Origin of the sequence: Streptomyces sp. cg35 (assembly GCF_050410835.1) — a bacterium.
Lineage (GTDB): Bacteria > Actinomycetota > Actinomycetes > Streptomycetales > Streptomycetaceae > Streptomyces.
Genome location: NZ_CP191268.1, coordinates 4,763,690 through 4,785,000, shown reverse-complemented (window position 1 = coordinate 4,785,000; position 21,311 = coordinate 4,763,690). Strand labels below are relative to the sequence as shown.

Sequence of the window (21,311 nt, the reverse complement as noted above, 5' to 3'; positions counted from 1 at the left end):
CGCCCCGAAATCGAATTGAATTCGGGCAAGCCGAAATCAATCCCAGGGGGAGATCGTGCTGGTGGTTTGGGTGCCGCTTCAGCGGCGGAGGTGCTGTCGCAGAACCGTTACGGCCCCGTGGCAACCCGAAGAACTTTACGGATCGGGCAGGGCAGTGTCAACCCCCGCCTGGAAGGACTTCAGTCGAGGTCGGTGAGGCGTCCGCCGGCGTCCGGCTGGGCGTCCTCGACGCGGCGCAGGAGACGGGTGAGGACCTCGCCCAGGACGCCGCGCTCGACCGAGGTGAGGTCCTGGAGGAGGTCCTCCTCGAAGACGGAGGCGAGGCGCATGGCCTCCAGCCACTTCTCGCGGCCCTGCGGAGTCAACTCCACGATCACGCGGACCCGGTTGTTCTCGTCGCGGTCCCGGGTGACCAGGCCCTCCTGGACCATGCGGTCGATGCGGTGGGTCATCGCGGCCGGCGTCAGACCGAGGCGCTTGGCGAGGTCCCCGGGGCCCATCCGGTACGGCGAGCCGGAGAGGACGAGGGCCTTGAGGACCTCCCACTCGGCGTTGCTGATCCCGATCTCCGAGGTCTGGCGCCCGTACGCCACGTTCATCCGGCGGTTGAGCCTGCCGAGCGCCGAGACGATCTGCTCGACCTGAGGGTCGAGGCCCTGGAACTCGCGCTGGTACGCGGCGATCTGCTCATCGAGGGTCGGCTCGGCTGTCGGCCCGCCGGTGGTGTCCGCCATGCCGCGCAGTATGGCACGCAAGTGGTTGGCGTTGAAGTCCTTCTCTGTGTATTGTTTAGCTTCTAACTTTAGCTTCGAAGTCTTCAGGGTTAACCGCTTGACGGCTCGTTGACGGCATCCATCGGCCCCCAGCTGGGGGCCGCGACTGCGAAAGGGCAGGTGAAAGTGACCAGGGCGATGGGCGCGGCGATGCGCCGGATTCAGATGGGCAGCGCGCTGAGCGCGTTCGGCATCGGCTTCACGGTTCCGTTCCTCTACGTGTACGTGGCGGAGGTCCGAGATCTTGGTGCCGGTGCGGCCGGCATCGTGCTGGCCGCGTTCGCCATGGCCGCTCTGGTCGTCCTTCCCTTCACCGGTCGCGCCATCGACCGGCGGGGGCCGCTGCCCGTGCTGCTGGTGGCGTCGGTCGTGGCCTCCGTGGGCGCGATCAGCCTCGGGCTCGCGAGCAGTGAGCCGGCCGCCATCGCTGCCGCCGCCGTCCTGGGTGCGGGCACCGCGGTGCTGCAGCCCGCCCTCGCGACCATGATCGTGTGGTGCTCGTCGCCCGAGACGCGGACCCGTTCCTTCGCCATGCAGTTCTTCCTGCAGAACCTGGGGCTCGGCATAGGCGGCCTCATCGGTGGCCAGATCGTCGACGAGAACCGGCCGGACAGCTTCCTGCTGCTCTTCGGCATCGAGGCCGTGATGTTCCTGGTGCTCGGCGCGATCGTGCTGAGCGTGCGGATGCCGCACGCCCCCTCCCTCGGCGAGGTCCGGCCCAAGGGCGACACCGGTGGCGGGCTGCGGGCACTGCTCGGGCACCGGGCCATGGTGCAGCTGTGCGTGCTGGGCTTCGTGCTGTTCTTCGCCTGCTACGGGCAGTTCGAGTCGGGTCTGAGCGCCTACGGTGTCGAGGCCGCCGGCATCTCGCCGTCGACGCTCGGGATCGCGCTGGCCGCCAACACCGCGATGATCGTCGTCGCGCAGTTCGCCGTGCTGAAGTTTGTCGAGCGGCGCAAGCGGTCGCGGGTCATCGCCGCGGTGGGGCTCATCTGGGCCGTCGCGTGGATCGCCGCGGGGTACGCGGGGCTCGGGCACGGCAGCCAGGCCATGGCCACCGCCGCGTTCATCTCCACGTACGCGCTCTTCGGGCTCGGCGAGGCGATGCTGTCGCCGACCGTGGCGCCGCTGGTCGCCGATCTGGCGCCGGCCGGCATGGTCGGTTCGTACAACTCGGCCTTCGCGCTGGTGAAGCAGCTCGCCCTCGCGGTCGGGCCCGCCGTGGGCGGGCCGATGGGGGCCGCGCTGCACGGGCCGTACATCGTGACGTTCCTGCTGTTCTCGCTGGGCATCACGGTCCTGGGGCTGCGGCTCGGCAAGCGGCTCACGCCGCTGCAGGACCAGCCGTCGCTGGCCGGGAGCCGTGTGGTGATGCAGAGCTCGCCGGAGCCCGCCACCGCGGAGGCGTGAGCGGGTGACGTGCGCAAGGGCGGTCGGTGCCTTCGGGTGCCGGCCGCCCTTGTCGTGCGTACGGCCCTCCTGGTCAGCGGATCGCCGTGGTCAGGGTCGCCGTGAAGGGCAGCGTCACCGTGCCGTCGGGGGCGGCGCGGTCGGCGAAGCGTTCCGCGAGGGTGCGGCCGGCCTCGCGCAGCGCCTGCTGCCCGTGTGCCGCCACGAGTTGCCGGCCCCAGGGCAGCGCCGACAGATGGCCCGCGGCGAACGCGGCGAGCGGGGGCAGGGTCACGTCGAGGGTGAGCTCGCGGGCCGTCGCGTCGTGGAAGCCGGCCTTGCGCAGCGCCGCGGAGAGCACGTCGCCGGTGCAGGCGAACGCCTCGAGGTAGTCGGCGCCGGTCGCGGGTCCCGCGTGCTGTCGGAGCGTCTCGTGCTGGGCGGCGAGGTAGGGCGAGCGGTCCAGGTGCGTCCAGGTCGTCGCCGCGAAGCGCCCTCCGGGGCGGGTGACGCGGGCGGTCTCCGTGAGCGCGGCGACGAGGTCCGGGAAGAACTGGGCGCCCTGCTGGCACAGGACCACGTCGAACAGGGCGTCGTCGTGGGGCAGCCGGTCGGCGGGGGCCGCGGTGAACTCGATGTCGGGGTACAGGTGGGGGCGCAGAGCGGTCGCGAGCCGGAGCATCTCCTCGTTCGGGTCGGCGCCGTGCACCCGGCCGGTGGGGCCGACGCGGGCCGCGGCGATCCGGGCGGCGAACCCGGTGCCGCACGCGAGGTCGAGGACGGTGTCACCGGGCTCCAGGCCGGCGCTGTCCACGAGGGCGTCGACGAAGGGCGCCATGACCGGCGCGACGTACTGCTCGTAGCGGTCGGGGGCGCCGCCGGTGAGGTGGAAGCCCGAGGGGCCCGAGAGGTCTGCCGAGGGAGTCATAGGGAGCTGATAGCACCGCTGGGCGCGCTCGCCCAGGGGGCGCGGGCCGCCCCGCGTCAGCGCGCCCGGCTCACCCCGTCCCGTCCGGCAGGACGAACTCGCACCACACCGCCTTGCCGCCGCCCGGCGTGCGCCGCGAGCCCCAGTTCGAGGCGATCGTGGCGACGATGGAGATGCCGCGGCCCGTCTCGTCGCCGGGTTCCGCGCGGCGGCGGCGCGGGAGGTGGTCGTCCCCGTCGGTGACCTCGATGATCAGGCGGCGGTCCGTGCGCCGCAGTCGCAGGCGCATCGGCGGGGTGCCGTGCTGCAGGGAGTTGGCGACGAGCTCGCTCGCGGCCAGGACGCCCAGGTCGTGCAGCTCGGGGGCGAACCGCCAGCTGGTCAGGACGCCGGAGGCGAAGGCGCGGGCCCGGGGCGCCGCCTCGACGCCGCCGAGCAGTTCCAGCGCCGCATTGCGGAAGCGCTCGCCGTCGGGGCCCTTGCGCGCCGGGTGCTGGAGGACCAGGACCGCCACGTCGTCGTCGTGGTCGGCCGTGACCCCGGCCGCGCGGATCAGGCGGTCGCAGATCACCTGCGGGGTGCCGGTCGCGCCCGCCAGCGCGTGTTCGAGCGCCGCCACTCCCTCGTCGATGTCCTCGTCCCTGCGCTCCACCAGGCCGTCGGTGTACATGACCGCCGTGGAACCGGGGCCGAGCGGGACGGAACCCGACGTGTGCAGCCAGCCGCCCGTGCCGAGCGGCGGGCCCGTGGGCTCCTCGGCGCGGTGGATCGTGCCGTTCTCGTCGCGTACGAGGATGGGGAGGTGGCCCGCCGAGGCGTACACGAGGCGGCCCTCGTTCGGGTCGTGGACCGCGTAGACGCAGGTGGCGATCTGCTGCGGGTCGATCTCGATGGCCAGCCCGTCGAGGAGCTGCAGCACCTCGTGCGGCGGCAGGTCGAGTCTCGCGTAGGCGCGTACGGCGGTGCGGAGCTGGCCCATCACGGCCGCGGCGCGCACGCCCCGGCCCATCACGTCGCCGATGACCAGGGCGGTGCGGCCGCCGCCGAGGGTGATGACGTCGTACCAGTCGCCGCCGACCGCGGCCTCGGTGCCGCCGGGCTGGTACGTGGCCGCGATGCGCAGGTCGTCGGGCTCCTCCAGCTCCTGGGGCAGCAGGGATCTCTGGAGGGTGACCGCCGTCTCGCGCTGGCGGCGCTCGCTGGTGCGCAGCCGCTCCGCCGCCTCCGCGTGGTCCGTGACGTCCGCCGCGAAGATCAGTACGCCGGGGCCCTCGGCCGTCTCCAGCGGGGTGCAGGTGACCGTGTACGAGCGGCCGCCCGCGGTCCTGCGGGACTTGACCGTGCGGGGCTTCGCGCTGCGCAGCACCTGGTCGAGGAGGGGGAGCAGGCTGAGCTCGTCGAGCTCGGGCAGGGCCGTGGCGGCCGGTTCGCCGACGGGGCGGTCGCCGAACGCCGCGACGTACGCGTCGTTGACGTACGCGATGCGGTGCTCGGGCCCGTGCACCAGGGCGACGAGAGCGGGGATGCGGTCGAGGACCTCGCGGACGGGCAGTTCGTCGACGCCGATGCCGCCGCCCGGCTCGGATTCGTCGGGCAGGTGCTCGGCGCGGGCCGCGGGCACGGCGCTCTCGCCTCGCTGGGGTACGCCGTGGTCGGCCCGCGCTGCGGCGCGGCGCTGCGTTCCGGGGAGCCGGGCGCTCCAGCGCGTGAAGTTCACTGTGGGACAAGCCTCGTGTGGTCGAGGGCGGGCGCAGGGCCCGCCCAGGGTCGTGGACCAGTCTGGCCGACCGTACTGACAAACGTCAGACGCCGGTCCGGGAGCGGGAGTTCCGCGCTCCGGTCGGACGGCGGCCGGAACTCCGGTCGTCAGGTCGTCACCGGAGTGGCGGGGAGACGGTCAGGGCGACCCCTTCGGGCTGCCGGACGGCGGTGGAGAAGGGTCCTCAGGAGGGACGGTTCCGGCCGCGAGTTCGAACTCGGCGCGCGGCTGTTCCAGGGACCCCAGCGAGACGATCTCCCTCTTGAACAGGCCGGAGAGGGTCCATTCGGTCAGGACGCGGGCCTTCCGGTTGACGGTGGGCACCCTGCTGAGGTGGTAGACGCGGTGCATGAACCAGGCAGGGTAGCCCTTCAGCTTGCGTCCGTAGACGTGTGCGACGCCTTTGTGCAGACCGAGGGAGGCCACGGAACCCACGTACGCGTGCTCGTAGTCGGTGAGCGGCTGATCGCGCAGGGACGCCGCGATGTTGTCGGCGAGTGTCCTGGCCTGGCGCACCGCGTGCTGGGCGTTGGGCGCGCACTCCTTGCCGGGCTCCTCGGCCGTGACGTCGGGGACGGCGGCCGCGTCGCCCGCGCCCCAGGCGTGCGGGGCGCCGTCGACCGCGAGGGCGGCGGTGCACCTGAGCCGGCCGCGGTCGGTCAGCGGCAGGTCGGTGGCGGCGAGCAGGGGGCTCGGTTTGACGCCGGCCGTCCACACGACCGTACGGGTGGGGAAGCGGGAGCCGTCGCTGAGCACCGCGACCCGGTTCTCGCAGGACTCGAGGCGTGTTTCGAGTCGTACGTCGATGTTGCGGCCGCGCAGTTCACGGATCGTGTACTGGCCCATTTCCGGGCCGACTTCGGGCAGGATCCGGTCACTCGCCTCCACGAGGATCCACTTCAGGTCCTCGGGTGTGACGTTGTGGTAGTACTTCGCCGCGTACCGGGCCATGTCCTCCAGTTCGCCGAGCGCCTCGACGCCCGCGTAGCCGCCGCCCACGAAGACGAAGGTGAGGGCCGCGTCGCGGATCGCCGGGTCGCGCGTGGAGGAGGCGATGTCCAACTGCTCGATGACGTGGTTGCGCAGGCCGACGGCCTCCTCGACCGTCTTGAACCCGATGCCGTACTCGGCGAGGCCGGGGACCGGGAGCGTACGGGAGATCGAGCCGGGGGCCAGGACCAGTTCGTCGTAGGTGAGCGGGGTCGGGCCCGTGCCCTCCTCCGCGCTGGCGAGCGTCGTGTACGTGGCCGTGCGCTTGGCGTGGTCGACGGAGACCACCTCGCCGACGATGACGGTGCAGTGCTCCAGGACGCCGCGCAGCGAGACGACGACATGGCGCGGGGAGATGGAGCCCGCGGCGGCCTCCGGCAGGAACGGCTGGTACGTCATGTACGGGTCGGGGGTGACGACGACGATCTCCACAGCGCCGCTCCGAAGCTCGGTTTTGAGCTTCTTCTGGAGGCGCAGGGCGGTGTACATCCCGACGTAGCCGCCGCCGACAACGAGAATGCGCGCAGGTTCCCTCACCCTCCCATGACGCATCGGACCCTTGCGTTTGTCCACAGCCCCGGCAATTTGTGTGACGGAGCGGAGGCGCTCGTACCGGTCGGGCGGACGGCTGTGGCACGGGACAGGTGCGCAGGTCAGCGGGTAGAGCGGGGGTACGTGACAGGGGGGCAATCGGGGCGGAATCGCCGCGTACTCCGTTCGGGGGGCGCTCCGTGCGGAACCTGCCCCTTCTGAATTGACTCCGGCTCAACTATGTTCGTGTGCTGTCGGGGTGTCGGGGGACGCACTGGCGGGGCCGCAGAGCGGGTCCGGAAATCGCTGTCTGTTCCTCACGCTCCGGCTGACAATGACGGGGAGTGTCTCCGGGGGGAGACGTCATTACCGGGGGAACACATATGCGCATTCAGGAATCTCAATGGACCTCAGCGTCTTCCGTCGCGCCCACGGGCGTCTCGGGGGGCGCCAACGGGCGGGGTGCGGGCGACAGTTCGCGCTCGACGCCGCTGCGGGTGGACGCCCAGCGCAATCTGGAGCACGTGCTGCGCGCGGCCCGGGAGGTCTTCGGTGAGCTGGGGTACGGGGCGCCCATGGAGGACGTGGCGCGCCGCGCCCGCGTCGGTGTGGGCACGGTGTACCGGCGCTTCCCCAGCAAGGACGTACTGGTGCGACGGATAGCCGAAGAGGAGACGGCCCGGCTGACCGACCAGGCGCGCACCGCGCTCGGCCAGGAGGACGAACCGTGGTCGGCGCTCTCGCGCTTCCTGCGGACGTCGGTGGCCTCGGGCGCGGGCCGGCTGCTTCCTCCGCAGGTGCTGCGGGTGGGCGTGGCCGACGAGCGGTCGGACGGCGGCCGGGACGAGGCGCGTGTCCCGGAGCAGCGCAGTGCGGCGCCCGAGCTGCGGCTCGTGGAGCAGCGCCACGCTCCGCTCGACGAGGGCGTGCCCGCGGACGACACGGGTGCGACGGAGCTGCTCGAGGTCGTGGGGCGGCTCGTGGACCGGGCCCGGGAAGCCGGTGAGCTCCGTGCCGACGTGACCGTGTCCGACGTCCTGCTGGTCATCGCGACGGCGGCGCCCTCGCTGCCGGACGCCGCCCAGCAGGCGGCCGCGTCGGCCCGACTGCTCGACATCCTTCTGGAGGGGCTGCGCTCGCGGCCCTAGGGTGGCGACAGGCCCTTCAGTGACCGGTTGAGTGAGCGGTGCGGTGCGATGACCGCGGGCGGCCGATATGTGCCGTTCGCGGTCAACTGCTGTCCGGGGTACGCCCGTTGAGCCTTCCCCGGATGAGTGAACCGTAGTGCTCAGGTGCGGGAAATCTCCACGGATGAGTGGTTGCCGTGCACGAACCGGCCCGGTGGGGGGCGGGTGTGACACTCTTTCCCGGTGGTCGGGTCAGAGTGTGCGGTCGGGGGCTTCCGCGATGAGCGTTGACGGGCGGGACGAGCAGCAGCCCGACGGTGGGGTGACGGGCGGCGAGGATCTTCCCCCGCAGCAGGTGCCGAGCCAGGGCGGGCCCGGGCGGACCTCCGCCGAGCCGCCGAGCGCGGCGCCGGACCCGGATGTGTCCGTACCGGCCCAGCGGGAGGGCCTCGCCGGTGCGTCGGGACCGTCCGGTGCATCGGGCGCGTCCAGTGCCGGACTGCCGCCGTCCGACGCCGACTTGATCGGGCGGATGCGCGGCGGGGACGACAGCGCGTACGAGGAGCTGTACCGCCGGCACGCCGCCGCCGTACGCCGCTACGCCCGCACCTGCTGCCGCGACGCGCACACCGCGGACGATCTGACGGCCGAGGTGTTCGCCCGCATGCTGGGCGCCGTCCGCGGCGGCAGCGGGCCCGAGCACGCGGTGCGCGCCTATCTGCTGACCACGGTGCGCCGCGTCGCCGCGAACTGGACGAAGTCGGCCAAAAGAGAACAACTAGTCGATGACTTCGCCGTGTTCGCCGCGCAGGCCGGCCGCTCCAACGAGGTCTCCGACGACGACACCCTCGAACTCGGTGCCGATGTCCGCGCCATGCACGAGGCCGAGCAGTCGATGGCCATGCAGGCCTTCCGCTCCCTGCCCGAGCGCTGGCAGGCCGTGCTCTGGCACACCGAGGTCGAGGACGAGTCGCCGAGCGACGTGGCCACGCTCTTCGGGCTCGACGCCAACGGCACGCGCGTGCTCGCCAAGCGGGCCCGCGAGGGCCTGAAGGAGGCCTACCTCCAGGCGCACGTCTCCACCACGCTCACCGAGTCCGAGGAGTGCTCCCGCTACGCGGACCGGCTCGGCGCCTACGCGCGCGGCAGCCTCCGTACGCGGGCCGAGCGCGGTCTGCGCAAGCACCTGGAGGAGTGCGCCAAGTGCCGGCTGGCCGCGGGCCAGATCAAGGAGGTCGCCAGCGGCATCCCGGGTGTCGTGCCGATCGCGGTCATCGGCTGGTTCGGTGCCGCCGGGTACGCGAAGGTGGCCGCGCTCATCGGCGGCGGCGCCGCGGGTGCGGCGGGCGCCGGGGCCGGTGCGGCCGCGGCGTCGGGCGGCTCGTCCGGCGGCGGTGCGGCCGGCGGGGCCGCGTCCGAGGGGCTCGGGGCGCCCGCGAAGGCCGGTATCGCGGCCGGTGTGGTGGCGGCCGGGGTCGCCGTCGCGGTGGCCATGGCGCTCGCCGGTGACCCGAAGCCGCAGCCCGAGGCGAAGTCGGAGAAGCCGCCGGTGTCCCAGCCGGTCCCGCCGGAGCCGTCCCCCGAACCACCGACGCCCGCGCCCGAACACCCGGCGCCGAAGCCCGACCCGACGCCTCCGAAGCCCACACCGACCCCCACGCCGAAGCCGAAGCCGACGCCTGAGAAGCCGACGCCCACGCCCACCCCCGAGCCGACACCTCCGAAGCCGAAGCCGAAGCCCACGCCCAAGCCGACGCCCCCGAAGCCGACTCCCCCGCCGGCCCCGGCCGTCTACCAGCTGAACCGGCTCGACTACGGCGTCGTCGGCGACGGCTCCAAGCCCGAGATCCGGCTCGGCGCGAGCAGCTGGGTGTGGCAGCGCTACGGCATGTCGACCGGCGGCAAGCAGTACGCCAACGGCGTCTCGGTGCACGCCCCGTCGTCCGTCACCATCGACCTGAACCGCACGTGCACCGCCTACGACGCGTCCGCCGGTGTCGACGACATGACGCTGGGGCTCGGCGCCGTCCGGTTCTCCGTCTACGTCGACGGCGCCCGGGCCTGGCGGTCCCCGGTGATGCGCGGCAACGACCCGGCCGTGCCGGTCCATGTCGATCTGACCGGGCACAAGACGATCCGGCTCGTGGTCGATCCGCACACGCCGTTCGGCGCGGTGGCGCTCGCGGACTGGGCCGAGTCCCGCTTCACCTGCAGCTGAGCCGGTGAACGGGCCGCCGGTCAGCGCGCGTCGGCGCCCGTGCCCAGCTCGGCCAGGATCTCCCCGGGCGTGAGGCCCCGGCCCGCCGTCTGCTCCGCCGCGTACCGGGCGGCGCCCAGCTCGGCCCGGGCCCGGGACTCCACCGCCGCCTGCTCGGCCTGCTCCGGCATCGGCCGGGGCCGGCCGCCGCGCAGCCCGTCGGCGGCCCCGAACAGGCGCGCCGCGCGCACCAGATCGTCGCGGCGGGCCAGCAGTTCGGCACCGATGTCGACCAGGCCGGCGATGACCGTCTCGGAGCACCGGCCCCGCACCGCCTCGCCCAGCACGCCGCCGAGGAGCGCGAGGCCGGCCGCGGGACCCTCCTCGGCGGCCCTGATCCGGACGTCGACGATGCCGAGCGCCGCCACGAACTGCGGCGGCGGCGTACCCGTCGCGGCCACCGAGCGGGACAGGTCGCACAGCTCGCGCGCGCGGGCCACCTCACCGTCGTCCAGCGCGAGATGGGCCCGCAGCAGCGCCACGAAGGCCGTGGTGTCCACGGTGCCGTGCTGCTCCGCCTCCGCGCTCGCCACGTCCAGGGTCTTCTCCGCGGTCTCGCGGTCCCCCTCCCGGTAGGCGATCTCGGCGAGGCGGGCCATCAGGAACGGCGTCTCCGCGAACGCCCCCACCTCATGGGCGAGACGCAGCGCCTCCTCGTAGTGCTCCTTCGCCTCACCGAAGCGACCGCGTCCCATGGCGGCCTCGCCCGCGGCACTCGCCACCTGGGCCCGCATCCAGCGATCGCCCACCCGGCGGCCGATGTCCCGCAGCTCGACGAGGTCCTCGTCCACGCCCTGCATGTTGCCCTGCGTGTCGACGGCCGTGTGCGTACGGAACATCAGCGTGACGCCGAGATCCCAATCGCCGCCGAACCGGCGGCAGTTGATGACAGCCTGGTCGAGGGCGGCGCGGACGTCGCGGGTGCTGTCGACGATGAACAGCGAGAACGGCCAGACGATGCCGGGGAAGCGGGCGCCCTGCGGACCGGGCGGCTCGAAAGCCGCGAGCACCCGCTCCACATGCGCCCGGCCCTGCTCGTCGGCGACGGCTTCATGGGGCCGGGACTCGGCGGCCAGGAAGAGGGACAGCAGCCGCAGGTTCATCCGCGGCCAGTACAGCGGGTCCGCCGGGTCGTCCGCGACCGTGCGGTCCGGCAGGAGCCGCTCGATCCCGTCGATCCAACCCGAGCCCTCCGGCCGGTAGTTGCGCAGCCACCAGAACCAGCCCATGTGCAGCGCCAGGGCGATCGCCGTCTCCTCGTCGACCAGTCCGGGCGCGCTCGTGACACGGCTCAGCGCCGCGCGGATGTTGTCGAGCTCCGTCTCCAGGCGCTGGATCCACGGAAGTTGCTCCGCCGAGCGGATCTTGGGGTCGGCCTCCTCGACCAGCGCGCGCACGTACGCGATGTGGCGGCGCTGCGCGGCCAGACGCAGCCCCGGGGTCTCCTCGGCGCGCTCCGTCGCGTACTCGTGGATGGTCTCCAGCATCCGGTAGCGCATACCGGTGCTCTCCGGGACGTCCGAGCCCTGGTGGGGTGTGGCGATCAGCAGGGACTTGTCCACGAGGGAGCCGATGGTGTCGGCGACGGTCACGGCGTCGCCGGCGCACACCGCCTCGGCCGCCGCCAGGTCCCAGCCGCCGGCGAACACCGACAGCTCGCGCAGGGCGGCGCGCTCCCGGTCGTCGAGCAGGTCCCAGGACCAGTCGACCACCGCGCGCAGGGTCTGCTGGCGGGGCAGGACCGTGCGGCTCCCGCTGGTCAGGAGGCGGAAGCGGTCGTCCAGGCGGTCCGCGATCTGGCGGGGCGTGAGCAGTCTGAGGCGGGCCGCGGCCAGCTCGATGGCGAGCGGCAGTCCGTCGAGCCGGCGGCAGATCTCGGTGACGGCCGCCGGATCGCGGGCCGGGTCGAATCCGGGGCTCACGGCCTGCGCCCGCTCGGTGAACAGCCGGTGCGCGGGGTCCGGGGGCAGCGGCTCGACCGGGCGCACCGACTCCCCCGGGACGCCGAGGGGTTCGCGGCTGGTGGCGAGGATCGTGAGGCCCGGGCAGTGGGTGAGGAGGGTCTCGGCGAGCTCCGCCGCCGCGTCGATGACGTGCTCGCAGTTGTCAAGGATCAGGAGCAGGCTGCGCTGGGCGCAGTACTCGATGAGGAGCGTGGTCGGGTTGTCGTGCGGGCCCGACAACTCGTGCGTCATCAGGACCGTCTCGCGCAGCCCGAGTGCGCTGACGACCGCGCCCGGGACCGCCCGTGGATCGTCGAGCGGCGCCAGCTCGACCAGCCAGGCCTGGGGGACCGGGGCGGCGGTCTCTTCTGCCAGGCGGGTCTTGCCGGAGCCGCCCGGGCCCGTGAGCGTGACCAGGCGTGCTCCTCGTAGACCGGAACGGACGGCGGCGAGTTCGGGTTCCCGGCCGACGAACGAATTCAGGCGGGGGCGGAGGTTGCCTGTGCGGGTCGGGGGGCGGGGGGTGGGTGCGGGCTGGGTGAATGTGGCTCGGGTCGGTGTGGCTTGGGTCGGTGTGGCTTGGGTCGGTGTGGCTTGCGTGGACTGCGTGGGCTGAGGTGCGGTTGGTTCCGTCAGCAACTCCCGGTGCAGGGTCGCCAGTTCCGGGCCCGGGTCCGTGCCGAGTCCGTCCGCGAGGGTGCGGCGGGCCTCCTCGTACGCGGCCAGTGCGTCCGCGCCCCGGCCGGTCGCGCGCAGGGCGCGGATCAGGAGGGCGCGCAGGGGCTCGTCGTACGGGTGCGCCGTGGTGAGTTCCCGTAGTTCCGGTACGAGCTCCGGGGCGCGGCCCAGCCGCAGATCCGCCGCCACGCGTGCGCGGGTCGCCTCCAGGCGCTGGGCCTCGGGGCGGGTGGCCGCCGTGTGGTCGGGCAGGTCGGCGAGGGCCGGGCCGTGCCACAGGGCGAGGGCCTCGCGCAGGATGCGGGCCGCGGTCGCCGGGTCGTCCGCGGTCAGCGCCGCGATGCCCTCGCGGACCAGGCGCTCGAAGACGTACAGGTCGATGTCCGCGCGGGTCGCCGCGAGCCGGTAGCCGCCGGCCTCCGAGCTGATCGCTTCCTTGCCGAGCGCTCTGCGCAGGCGGCCCACCAGGGCCTGGAGTGCGGCGGGGGCGTCGGCGGGCGGGGTGTCCGCCCAGACGTCGTCGATGAGGGCGTCGGTGGGAGCGGTGTGGGGGGTGTGCAGGGCCAGGGACGCGAGGAGGGCGCGGAGACGGGGGCCGCCCACGGGGACGGCGGTGCCCTTGTCGTCGTAGGCCTGTGTCGTGCCCAGAATTGTGTACTGCACCTAGGCATTGTCGCCGGTTCGGTGCGAGGCGGGGGTGGATATTTCCGCTGGGCGGATACGGCTGCGGCTGCGGCGGGGCGGGTGGCTTCCGGGGGGCGATGGACTGAGGCAGGCCCGGGCTGGGCAGGGCTGGGTTGATGCGGTTGTGACTGGGCGGGGCTGGGTGCGCCGTCCGTTGTGGGGTGGGGCGGGGCCGCGCCGGCGTACCTCCTCGGCCGGATGGGTCTCGTCGCCTCCGTACGCCGTAGGCGCGTCATCCGGCGCTGAGTTCCCGCGGTGTCCTGCGGGGGCACCCCGACACGTCCCCTCCCGCCGGCTTGCGGCCTCCCCCCGGTGGGGCTTCCGACGCCGATGACTCATGCCCGCACCGCTCGTACGCGGCTGACCCCCGGTGGGGCTTCCGACGCCACCGCCTTGGGCAGTCTGCCGCCTGGGGCGGCAGGGTGGGCAAGGCGGCGCCCCCGCGCCGGGTGACTGTTCGAGCGGGCCCGAGGGCGAGGAAAGCACCCCGCGGCGGGCGACCGTGAGAGCAGGCCCGCGCGCAAAGGAAGCCCAGCGCCGGGCGGCCGTGAGAGCTGGGGCGGGGGAGAGCGCGCTGCTAGCGGAGCGGACCCGCTCCTAGGGCGCGTTCGGGGACGACGCTGCCCGTCGGGACGGCACGCGCGCGTGCGGGGGTGCCCGTCCAGCACGTGCCTCTTCGGGCCAGCAGACGGCGCAGCCACAGTTCCAGGGCGACGAGGTCGGCGAGGCCGTCGAGAGGCAGGGGTTCGCCGTCGGCCGCCGCGCGCAGCGCCTTGCGGACCACACGAGCCTCGACCAGGCCCGTCTGCGCCAGCAGCGGGGTGTCGAAGAGGGCGATCAACTGGTCCGCGGCCACCCGCAGCCCCGTGCGGGCCGCCGCTGCGGAGGACGCGTGCGAGGGCGCCCCCCAGCCCGGGGGCAGGTCGGCGACGCCCGCGCCCTCCAGGACCGTGCGCAGGATCGTCGCGCGGGCCCCCGGCTGGACGCGCAGGGACTCGGGAAGCGCGCGGCAGGCGCGGACCACCTGGTTGTCGAGGAACGGGGCGTGCAGGCGCTGGAAGCGGATCTCCGCCGCCTGTTCGAGGATGCGCAGGTCCGCCGCGTGGCGAGCCAGGGCCGCGCGGGCCCGGAAGTCGCCGGGGCGCTGGCCGGGACCGGGTCCGGGACGCGTCGTCCCCTGATGCAGGCGAACCGATACTTCAGCGAGAGCCTCACCGGTCAGCCAGCGCGCGGCGGGCCCCGGTCTGGCCCAGGTGAGCGCGGCCAGGGACGCACCGACGGCGCCGCCCGGCTCGTCGAAACTGCGGTGCAGCAGGCGGTCCGAGAGATGCTCCAGGCCCGCCTTGTAGGGCGTACGGGCCAGCTTGCGGGCCGCGCCGTACACGCGCGCGGGCACCGTGAAAGAACCGTCCGCCTTGGTGAGCGCCGCGACCGGGCGCACCATGCTGCGGCGGCGTCTGTCCATGAGGAGGTCCGTGAGACGCGCCGGATGGGCGTCCAGGACCTGGCGTGCGCCGTAGCCGGTGAAGTGGTCCGCGCTTCCGGAGGCGAGGCGCGCACGGTGCCGGGCCGCCGCGACGAGGCTGGCGCTGGGCTCGTCGGTGAGCGGGCCGTCCAGGTCGGCGTAGGGCAGGGCCTCTTCGCCCGCGGCCACGACGACGTGGTGCAGGCGCGGGTTCGCGGCCAGCGCCCCCGCACGTTCAAGTTCCGCCTCGTGGTTGGTCGTCGTGCTGGAGATGTCGTTGAACGTGACCGCGAGCAGGCGTTCGCCGGCGCCCGTGCCGTGCCCCAGAACCGTGCCGGGCAGTCCGGGCAGGCCCGCCGCGAGGAGGGCGAGGGTCCCGGAGGCGGGCCCGCCCGAGAGGTCCGCGCCGATACCGGGCACGGGCATGCCGCGGGCGGCGCGCCGCTCGGCGGGCCCCATGCCGGGCACGGGTCCGGGGTCGAGGTCGGTGCCGGGCACGTGCCGGGGCGCGGTGAGCCGGGCCCGTACGGCGTCCACCAGGGCGTCCCGTACGGCGTCCACGGCGCTGCCGGGGTCGACGGGCGCGGCACCCACCGCGAGGGACGCCACCGCCTCGTAGCCGGCGATCTCGCGGGCCCCGGCGCGCAGGATCAGCGCGTGCCCGGGCGGGATGCGGCGCACGCCCTGGTACGGCGTCGAGTCGTGCAGCGCCTCCGGGACGTCGGGGGTGGCGAGCAGCGCGGCGAGGTGGCCGACGTCGAGGTTCGCCTCGATGAGGTCCGCGAGGGGCAGGGCCGCGGTGGCGTAGGCCGTGCCGCCCGCCCAGGGGGTGTAGAACACCGGGCGCGCGCCCGCCAGGTCGCCGAGCACCATGACGCGGCGGCCCACCTGGACCACGGCGGTGTAGCTGCCCGGCCAGTTGGTGAGGTGGCGCAGGGCGCCGCCGCGCGCGGCGAAGAGCCCGACGCGCAGTTGTTCGTCGGTGGCGCCGCACACGCCGAGGACCGCGATCCGCGTCTGGTCGTCGACCCGCACGATGCGCACCTCGTCGGGGCGCCAGTCACCGACCGCCCACAGCGGATCCGGGTCGCCCCACAGGAGTTGGGAACCGACCGGGTGTACCGTTTCGCCGTCCGATCCCGTGGCTCCTGCGGACTCGAAGGCGACAGGTCCAGCGGCGGTGCTGCTCCATCCCACCAACCACCGCATTGCCGCCTCCACAACCTGTGGACAACCAAGGGGTCCCCATGCTGCCACGAAGGAGGCGCCCGAGAGGGGCCAAGTAGGGAGCGGGACACGGCGTGCGCTCCCCTTAATGCGCCCCTTTTGAGCCGTAGTTGAACCGTGGCACCACCACGGCGAGGTAGGACGACGGGGGCGACTTTCGGCCAAATCGGCTTCCGTTGGCCGGAGCTGAACACCCCGCTTCGGCCACAGCGCGCAACGCACAGTCCGGGAGGCGCACATCGCCTCCCGGACCGGTCCGCCGCCCGCGGGGATGTAGGCGGCGGTGTCCCCCAGCCCACTGGATCCAGTACAGCGGGCCGACCCACGCAGGTTCCATGGAAGCCGCGACCCCGCCTCGGAGTAAGAGCGCACGCACGGGCGCACGGCACCACACCCGGAGCACACAGTGACGGCGCGTGGCCTGCGCCGTACTTCCGTACGGACAACAATCTCGCCATCCGGAACTACGCCACTTAACGCTTGGGATCCGGCGAACTACGCTGGGTGTACGAATGCCGCGCGGTTATGCCAGGCCAAAAGACGGTCTGTGGAGTGCCGGCGCGGCAGCCGTCTGTGTCGAGGGGTGGCGCATGTCCAGGGAGCTACGCGGACCGAACGAGAAGCTCGGCGCCGTTCTCGCCCTCGCGGGAATCAGTAACGCGGGCCTGGCGCGCCGCGTCAACGACCTTGGCGCACAACGCGGGTTGACACTTCGCTACGACAAGACGTCGGTGGCGCGGTGGGTGTCGAAGGGCATGGTGCCGCAGGGCGCCGCGCCGCACCTCATCGCCGCCGCGATCGGCCAGAAGCTCGGCCGGCCCGTGCCGCTGCACGAGATCGGCCTGGCCGACGCGGATCCCGCGCCCGAAGTGGGCCTCGCCTTCCCACGCGACGTCCGGGCGGCGGTGAAGTCGGCCACGGAGCTGTACCGGCTCGACCTCGCCGGGCGCCGGGCGGGCAGTGGCGGCATCTGGCAGTCCCTGGCCGGTTCGTTCGCGGTGAGCGCGTACGCGACGCCCGCCTCACGGTGGCTGATAACCCCGGCCGACTCGTCTGTCGCGAGAGAAGCGCACACGACGGACGAGGGGGCGCCCCAGAAGGTCGGCCACAGCGACGTGGTGAAGCTGCGCGAGGCCGCGGAGGACGCGCGGCGCTGGGACTCCAAGTACGGCGGCGGCGACTGGCGTTCGTCGATGGTGCCCGAGTGCCTGCGGGTCGAGGCGGCGCCGCTGCTGCTCGGCTCGTACTCCGACGACGTGGGCCGCTCCTTGTTCGGCGCCTCGGCCGAACTGACCAGGCTGGCCGGGTGGATGGCGTTCGACACCGGGCAGCAGGAGGCCGCGCAGCGGTACTACATCCAGGCCCTGCGGCTCGCGCGGGCGGCCGCGGACGTCCCCCTGGGCGGCTATGTGCTCGCCACCATGTCGCTCCAGGCCACCTACCGCGGGTTCGGGGACGAGGGCGTCGACCTCGCGCAGGCCGCTCTGGAGCGCAACAGAGGACTCGCGACCGCCCGCACCATGAGCTTCTTCCGCCTCGTCGAGGCACGCGCGCACGCACGCGCCGGTGACGCGCAGGCGGCGGGGGCCGCGCTGCGGGCCGCCGAGGGATGGCTGGAGAGGTCCAGGGACGGCGACAGCGACCCCTCCTGGCTCGGCTTCTACTCCTACGACCGGTTCGCCGCGGACGCCGCCGAGTGCTACCGCGACCTGAAGGCGCCGCGGCAGGTGCGCAGGTTCACCGAGCAGGCGCTGTCCAAGCCCACCGAGGAGTTCGTGCGCTCGCACGGCTTACGCCTCGTGGTGTCGGCGGTGGCCGAGCTGGAGTCGGGGAACCTGGACGCCGCGTGCGAGCAGGGGACCCGCGCCCTGGAGGTCGCGGGACGGATCTCGTCCGCGCGGACCACGGAGTACGTGAAGGACCTGCTGCACCGCCTGGAGCCCTACGGCGACGAGCCGCGCGTGGTCGAGCTGCGCGAGCGGGCCAGGCCTCTTCTGATGGCCCCGGCATAGTCGTGCCCCCTGTCCCGCATGGATTGTCAGTGGTGTCGGGCAAGATGCAGGGCATGGAGGTGAGGCCGGTGGGGACGGCTGCGTATGACGGGGACGTACTGGTGATCGGCGGCGGGATCGTCGGTCTCGCCACCGCGTATGCCGTCTCGCGTGCCGCACCGGGCACGCGCGTCGTCGTCCTGGAGAAGGAGGCCGGCCCGGCCCGGCACCAGACGGGACGCAACAGCGGAGTGATCCACAGCGGGATCTACTACCGCCCGGACTCGCTCAAGGCCCGGTTCGCGGTGCGCGGCGCCGCCGAGATGGTCAAGTTCTGCGCGGAGTACGGGATCGCGCACGCGGTCACCGGAAAGCTGATCGTCGCCACGGAGCGGGACGAGCTGCCCCGGCTGCACGCCCTCGCCCAGCGCGGCAGGGAGAACGGGATCGCGGTGCGCGAGCTCGGCCCCGCCCAGATCCAGGAGTACGAGCCCGAGGTGCGCGGCCTGGCCGCCATCCACGTCGCGAGCACCGGCATCGCCGACTACCGCGCGGTCGCCGGGCACCTCGCCGAGCTCTCCGGCGCCGACATCCGGTACGGGGCGGACGTCGTCCGGATCGACCGGCGGGCCGGCCTGGGCGTCGCCGTGCGGACCGCCGCCGGGGACATCGTGCGCGGCAAGGTCCTGGTCAACTGCGCGGGGCTGCAGTGCGACCGCATCGCCCGGCTCGCCGGGGACGATCCGGGGATGCGCATCGTGCCGTTCCGCGGCGAGTACTTCGACCTGGCCCGGCCCGAGCTGGTGCGCGGGCTCGTGTACCCGGTGCCGGACCCGGCGTTCCCGTTCCTCGGGGTGCACCTGACGCGCGGCATCGAAGGCAGTGTCCACGTGGGTCCCAACGCGGTGCCCGCGCTGGCCCGCGAGGGCTACGACTGGGGGGTCGTCCGGCCCCGTGAGCTGGCCGGGACGCTGGCCTGGCCCGGGTCGTGGCGGATCGCCCGGCGCCACTGGCGGTACGGGGCGGGCGAGTTGCGGCGCTCCGCGTCGAAGCGCGCGTTCACCGACGCGGTGCGCCGGCTGGTGCCCGCGGTCGACCCGCAGGACCTGGTGCCTTCGCCGGCCGGGGTGCGGGCGCAGGCCGTGCTGCGCGACGGGACGCTGGTCGACGACTTCCTGATACGGGAGGGCGCCCGCACGGTCCATGTGCTGAACGCGCCGTCGCCCGCCGCGACGGCGTCCCTGCCCATCGGCCGGGAGGTGGCCCGACGCGCCCTCGATGTGCTCGGCTCGGCGTAGGCCCGGGACCGGCGCCGGCCGTCCCTGGCGAGCGACGGCCGCCCCGGAGCCCGTAAAATCGCCCCACTGTGTCTGAGTCCGAATCGCCCAAGCACCCCGCCCCGCCCGAGCGCCCGAACGAGCCGCGCTTCCCGGACGGGCCCCGGCCCGATCCCGCCGGATCGCACTTCGAGCGGCGCATCCGCAGCTTCCAGCCGCGCCGCAGCCGGGTCACCACCTCGCAGGCCGAGGCGTTGCAGCGGCTGTGGCCGCAGTGGGGCCTGGACATCGACGGGCAGCGCGTCCTCGATCTCGCCGAGCTGTTCCCGGGCCTGGACCGGGTCGTCCTGGAGATCGGCTTCGGCATGGGCGAGGCCACGGCGCAGATGGCGGCCGACGATCCGTCGACCGGGATCCTCGCGGTGGACGTCCACACCCCGGGCCAGGGCAATCTGCTGAACCTGGCCGAGCGCGGCGGCATGACGAACGTACGGGTGGCCAACGGCGACGCGATCATCCTGCTGCGCGCGATGCTCCCCGACGACAGCCTCGACGGTCTGCGCGTCTACTTCCCCGACCCCTGGCCGAAGAAGCGGCATCACAAGCGCCGCCTGATCCAGCCGGAGTTCCTGTCCCTGGTGGCCGGCCCGCTCAGGCCCGGGGCCCTGGTGCACTGCGCCACGGACTGGGAGGAGTACGCGGAGCAGATGCTCGAGGAGCTCACGGCCCACCCCGACTACGTGAACACCCAGGCGGACGGCGGCTACGCGCCACGCCCCGCGTTCCGACCGCTGACCCGCTTCGAGGGCCAGGGCCTGGACAAGGGGCACGTGGTGCACGACCTGCTGTTCCGGCGCAGGTAGAACCGGTAACGCCCGCACCGGCCGTCCCGGCACCTTGGCCCGAGGCCCCGTCGCGGCGCTCCGCATCCCTCGTTAGGGTCAATGCGTGGCTTCGTACCCCGGCTGCCCGCCCCACCAGGACCCCGCCCCCGGCGCCCGGCCGGACGGCGCGGTCCCGCATCCGCGCTGGTGGCAGCGGAAGGGCGTGCGGGCCACGGCGCTGGCCACGCTGCTCGCGCTGTCCGGCGCGGTGATCGCCGCGCTGGTGCGGGAGCAGACCGGCACCGAGGGATTCCTGGTCGGGCTCGGCCTGGCCGTGCTGCCCGTACCGCTGCTGATATCCGCGTTCCGCTGGCTGGACCGGGTGCAGCCCGGGCCCTGGCGGAACATGGTCTTCTCCTTCGCCTGGGGCGCCTGCGCGGCCGCCCTGATAGCGATCGTCGCGAACAGTTTCGCGACCCGGTGGATCGAGACGGCCACCGCCGACCCGACCGGCGCCGATACCCTCGGCGCCACCGTCATAGCGCCCGTGGTGGAGGAGTCCGCGAAGGCCGCGGCCGTGCTGCTGGTCTTCCTGTTCCGCAGACGGGACTTCACCGGCGTCGTCGACGGGGTCGTCATCGCCGGTGTCACGGCGACCGGCTTCGCGTTCACCGAGAACATCCTCTACCTCGGGAACGCCTTCGGCACCGACCAGCTGACCGGCACCGGCCCCGGCCTCACCTCGGTGACGGCCGCGACGTTCTTCGTGCGCATCGTGATGTCACCGTTCGCGCATCCGCTGTTCACGGTGCTCACCGGCATCGGTTTCGGGCTCGCCGCGGTCATGGCGCCCGACCGGGCCCGCACCCGCCGTGCGTTGCTGCCGCTCGCCGGGCTGCTCGCCGCGATGGGCATGCACGCGTTCTGGAACGGCTCGTCGTCCTTCGGCGAGTACGGGTTCTTCGCGGTGTACGCGGTGTTCATGGTGCCGGTGTTCGGCCTGATCACCTGGCTCGTGGTCCATCTGCGCCACCGCGAACTGCGCACCGTCAGGAACGAGTTGCCCGCGTATGTCGCCGCGGGCTGGCTCGCCCCGCCCGAGCCGTTCGCCCTCGGCTCGCTCAAGGCCCGCCGCCTGGCCCGGGAGTACGCCGCGCACTACGGCGGCAGGGACGCGGCCGCGGCGGTCGCCGCGTACGAGGAGTACGCGACGACGCTCGCCCTGCTCCGGCACCGCGGCCGCAAGGGCCGGGCCGGCGCCGATTTCGTCGTACGGGAGCGGGAGCTGCTCGACGCGCTGTGGGAGCGGCGCGGCTACGCGCGGGCCGCGCTCGCGTACGGCTCCCGGATCGCGGCCCCGATGTGGCGGCCGCCGGTGTACGCGGGCCCGCCGATGGCGCCGGGCCCCGCGTACCACCCGTACAGCGCGTACCCCCCGTACCACTCGTACCGCTCCTGACGGGCCGGG

13 protein-coding genes are annotated in these 21,311 nt (G+C 73.5%); 7 read left to right on the top strand and 6 right to left on the bottom strand.

Annotation, left to right across the window (positions count from 1 at the left end):
- Positions 1 to 179: 179 nt before the first annotated feature.
- Entirely contained in the window at positions 180 to 734 is a 555-nt protein-coding gene (locus ACQUQD_RS21725) for a MarR family winged helix-turn-helix transcriptional regulator (protein WP_428953787.1), read from the bottom strand.
- 177 nt (positions 735 to 911) lie between these two features.
- Between ACQUQD_RS21725 and ACQUQD_RS21720 the strand changes: the two genes are divergently transcribed.
- On the top strand, positions 912 to 2,183 hold the full coding sequence (locus ACQUQD_RS21720; protein WP_428957621.1) for an MFS transporter: 1,272 nt from the start codon (positions 912 to 914) through the stop codon (positions 2,181 to 2,183).
- A 73-nt stretch (positions 2,184 to 2,256) separates the two neighbouring features.
- Here ACQUQD_RS21720 and ACQUQD_RS21715 read toward each other — a convergent pair whose 3' ends face one another.
- The 3 genes from ACQUQD_RS21715 to ACQUQD_RS21705 all read right to left on the bottom strand — a co-directional run bounded on the left by ACQUQD_RS21715 (position 2,257) and on the right by ACQUQD_RS21705 (position 6,391).
- Positions 2,257 to 3,090 (bottom strand): class I SAM-dependent methyltransferase, encoded by an 834-nt coding sequence (locus ACQUQD_RS21715; RefSeq protein WP_428953786.1) that lies wholly within the window; start codon positions 3,088 to 3,090, stop codon positions 2,257 to 2,259.
- 70 nt (positions 3,091 to 3,160) lie between these two features.
- A complete protein-coding gene (locus ACQUQD_RS21710; RefSeq protein WP_428953785.1) occupies positions 3,161 to 4,807 on the bottom strand; it encodes an ATP-binding SpoIIE family protein phosphatase in 1,647 nt (548 codons plus the stop codon).
- Positions 4,808 to 4,987: 180 nt separating this feature from the next.
- A complete protein-coding gene (locus tag ACQUQD_RS21705) occupies positions 4,988 to 6,391 on the bottom strand; it encodes an NAD(P)/FAD-dependent oxidoreductase (protein WP_428953784.1) in 1,404 nt (467 codons plus the stop codon).
- 362 nt (positions 6,392 to 6,753) lie between these two features.
- Here ACQUQD_RS21705 and ACQUQD_RS21700 point away from each other — a divergent pair, with 362 nt between their 5' ends.
- Positions 6,754 to 7,518, top strand: a complete 765-nt coding sequence (locus tag ACQUQD_RS21700; RefSeq protein WP_428953783.1) for a TetR/AcrR family transcriptional regulator — start codon at positions 6,754 to 6,756, stop codon at positions 7,516 to 7,518.
- Positions 7,519 to 7,777: 259 nt separating this feature from the next.
- Positions 7,778 to 9,715 (top strand): sigma-70 family RNA polymerase sigma factor, encoded by a 1,938-nt coding sequence (locus ACQUQD_RS21695; protein ID WP_428953782.1) that lies wholly within the window; start codon positions 7,778 to 7,780, stop codon positions 9,713 to 9,715.
- 20 nt (positions 9,716 to 9,735) lie between these two features.
- On the opposite strand, the gene ACQUQD_RS21690 is transcribed toward ACQUQD_RS21695, so the two are convergent.
- Entirely contained in the window at positions 9,736 to 13,038 is a 3,303-nt protein-coding gene (locus ACQUQD_RS21690; RefSeq protein WP_428953781.1) for an ATP-binding protein, read from the bottom strand.
- A 598-nt stretch (positions 13,039 to 13,636) separates the two neighbouring features.
- Positions 13,637 to 15,733: an asparagine synthase-related protein gene (locus ACQUQD_RS21685; protein WP_428953780.1), complete on the bottom strand. Its 2,097-nt coding sequence runs from the start codon at positions 15,731 to 15,733 to the stop codon at positions 13,637 to 13,639.
- Between the two features lie 608 nt (positions 15,734 to 16,341).
- Between ACQUQD_RS21685 and ACQUQD_RS21680 the strand changes: the two genes are divergently transcribed.
- From ACQUQD_RS21680 to ACQUQD_RS21665, 4 genes are all read left to right on the top strand, one after another.
- Positions 16,342 to 17,763, top strand: coding sequence for an MFS transporter (locus ACQUQD_RS21680; protein ID WP_428953779.1), 1,422 nt, complete (start codon positions 16,342 to 16,344; stop codon positions 17,761 to 17,763).
- A 53-nt stretch (positions 17,764 to 17,816) separates the two neighbouring features.
- On the top strand, positions 17,817 to 19,040 hold the full coding sequence (gene lhgO / locus ACQUQD_RS21675; protein ID WP_428953778.1) for an L-2-hydroxyglutarate oxidase: 1,224 nt from the start codon (positions 17,817 to 17,819) through the stop codon (positions 19,038 to 19,040).
- 68 nt (positions 19,041 to 19,108) lie between these two features.
- Positions 19,109 to 19,882 (top strand): tRNA (guanosine(46)-N7)-methyltransferase TrmB, encoded by a 774-nt coding sequence (gene trmB / locus ACQUQD_RS21670; protein ID WP_428953777.1) that lies wholly within the window; start codon positions 19,109 to 19,111, stop codon positions 19,880 to 19,882.
- A gap of 85 nt (positions 19,883 to 19,967) precedes the next feature.
- Positions 19,968 to 21,302, top strand: a complete 1,335-nt coding sequence (locus tag ACQUQD_RS21665; protein ID WP_428953776.1) for a PrsW family intramembrane metalloprotease — start codon at positions 19,968 to 19,970, stop codon at positions 21,300 to 21,302.
- Positions 21,303 to 21,311 lie beyond the last annotated feature (9 nt).

What these genes read in the sequence shown, in the direction of transcription:
- ACQUQD_RS21725 (WP_428953787.1), bottom strand. Translation starts at nt 734, where the DNA reads ATGGCGGACACCACCGGCGGGCCGACAGCCGAGCCGACCCTCGATGAG.
- ACQUQD_RS21720 (WP_428957621.1), top strand. Translation starts at nt 912, where the DNA reads ATGGGCGCGGCGATGCGCCGGATTCAGATGGGCAGCGCGCTGAGCGCG.
- ACQUQD_RS21715 (WP_428953786.1), bottom strand. Translation starts at nt 3,090, where the DNA reads ATGACTCCCTCGGCAGACCTCTCGGGCCCCTCGGGCTTCCACCTCACC.
- ACQUQD_RS21705 (WP_428953784.1), bottom strand. Translation starts at nt 6,391, where the DNA reads ATGCGTCATGGGAGGGTGAGGGAACCTGCGCGCATTCTCGTTGTCGGC.
- ACQUQD_RS21700 (WP_428953783.1), top strand. Translation starts at nt 6,754, where the DNA reads ATGCGCATTCAGGAATCTCAATGGACCTCAGCGTCTTCCGTCGCGCCC.
- ACQUQD_RS21695 (WP_428953782.1), top strand. Translation starts at nt 7,778, where the DNA reads ATGAGCGTTGACGGGCGGGACGAGCAGCAGCCCGACGGTGGGGTGACG.
- ACQUQD_RS21685 (WP_428953780.1), bottom strand. Translation starts at nt 15,733, where the DNA reads ATGCGGTGGTTGGTGGGATGGAGCAGCACCGCCGCTGGACCTGTCGCC.
- ACQUQD_RS21680 (WP_428953779.1), top strand. Translation starts at nt 16,342, where the DNA reads ATGTCCAGGGAGCTACGCGGACCGAACGAGAAGCTCGGCGCCGTTCTC.
- lhgO (WP_428953778.1), top strand. Translation starts at nt 17,817, where the DNA reads ATGGAGGTGAGGCCGGTGGGGACGGCTGCGTATGACGGGGACGTACTG.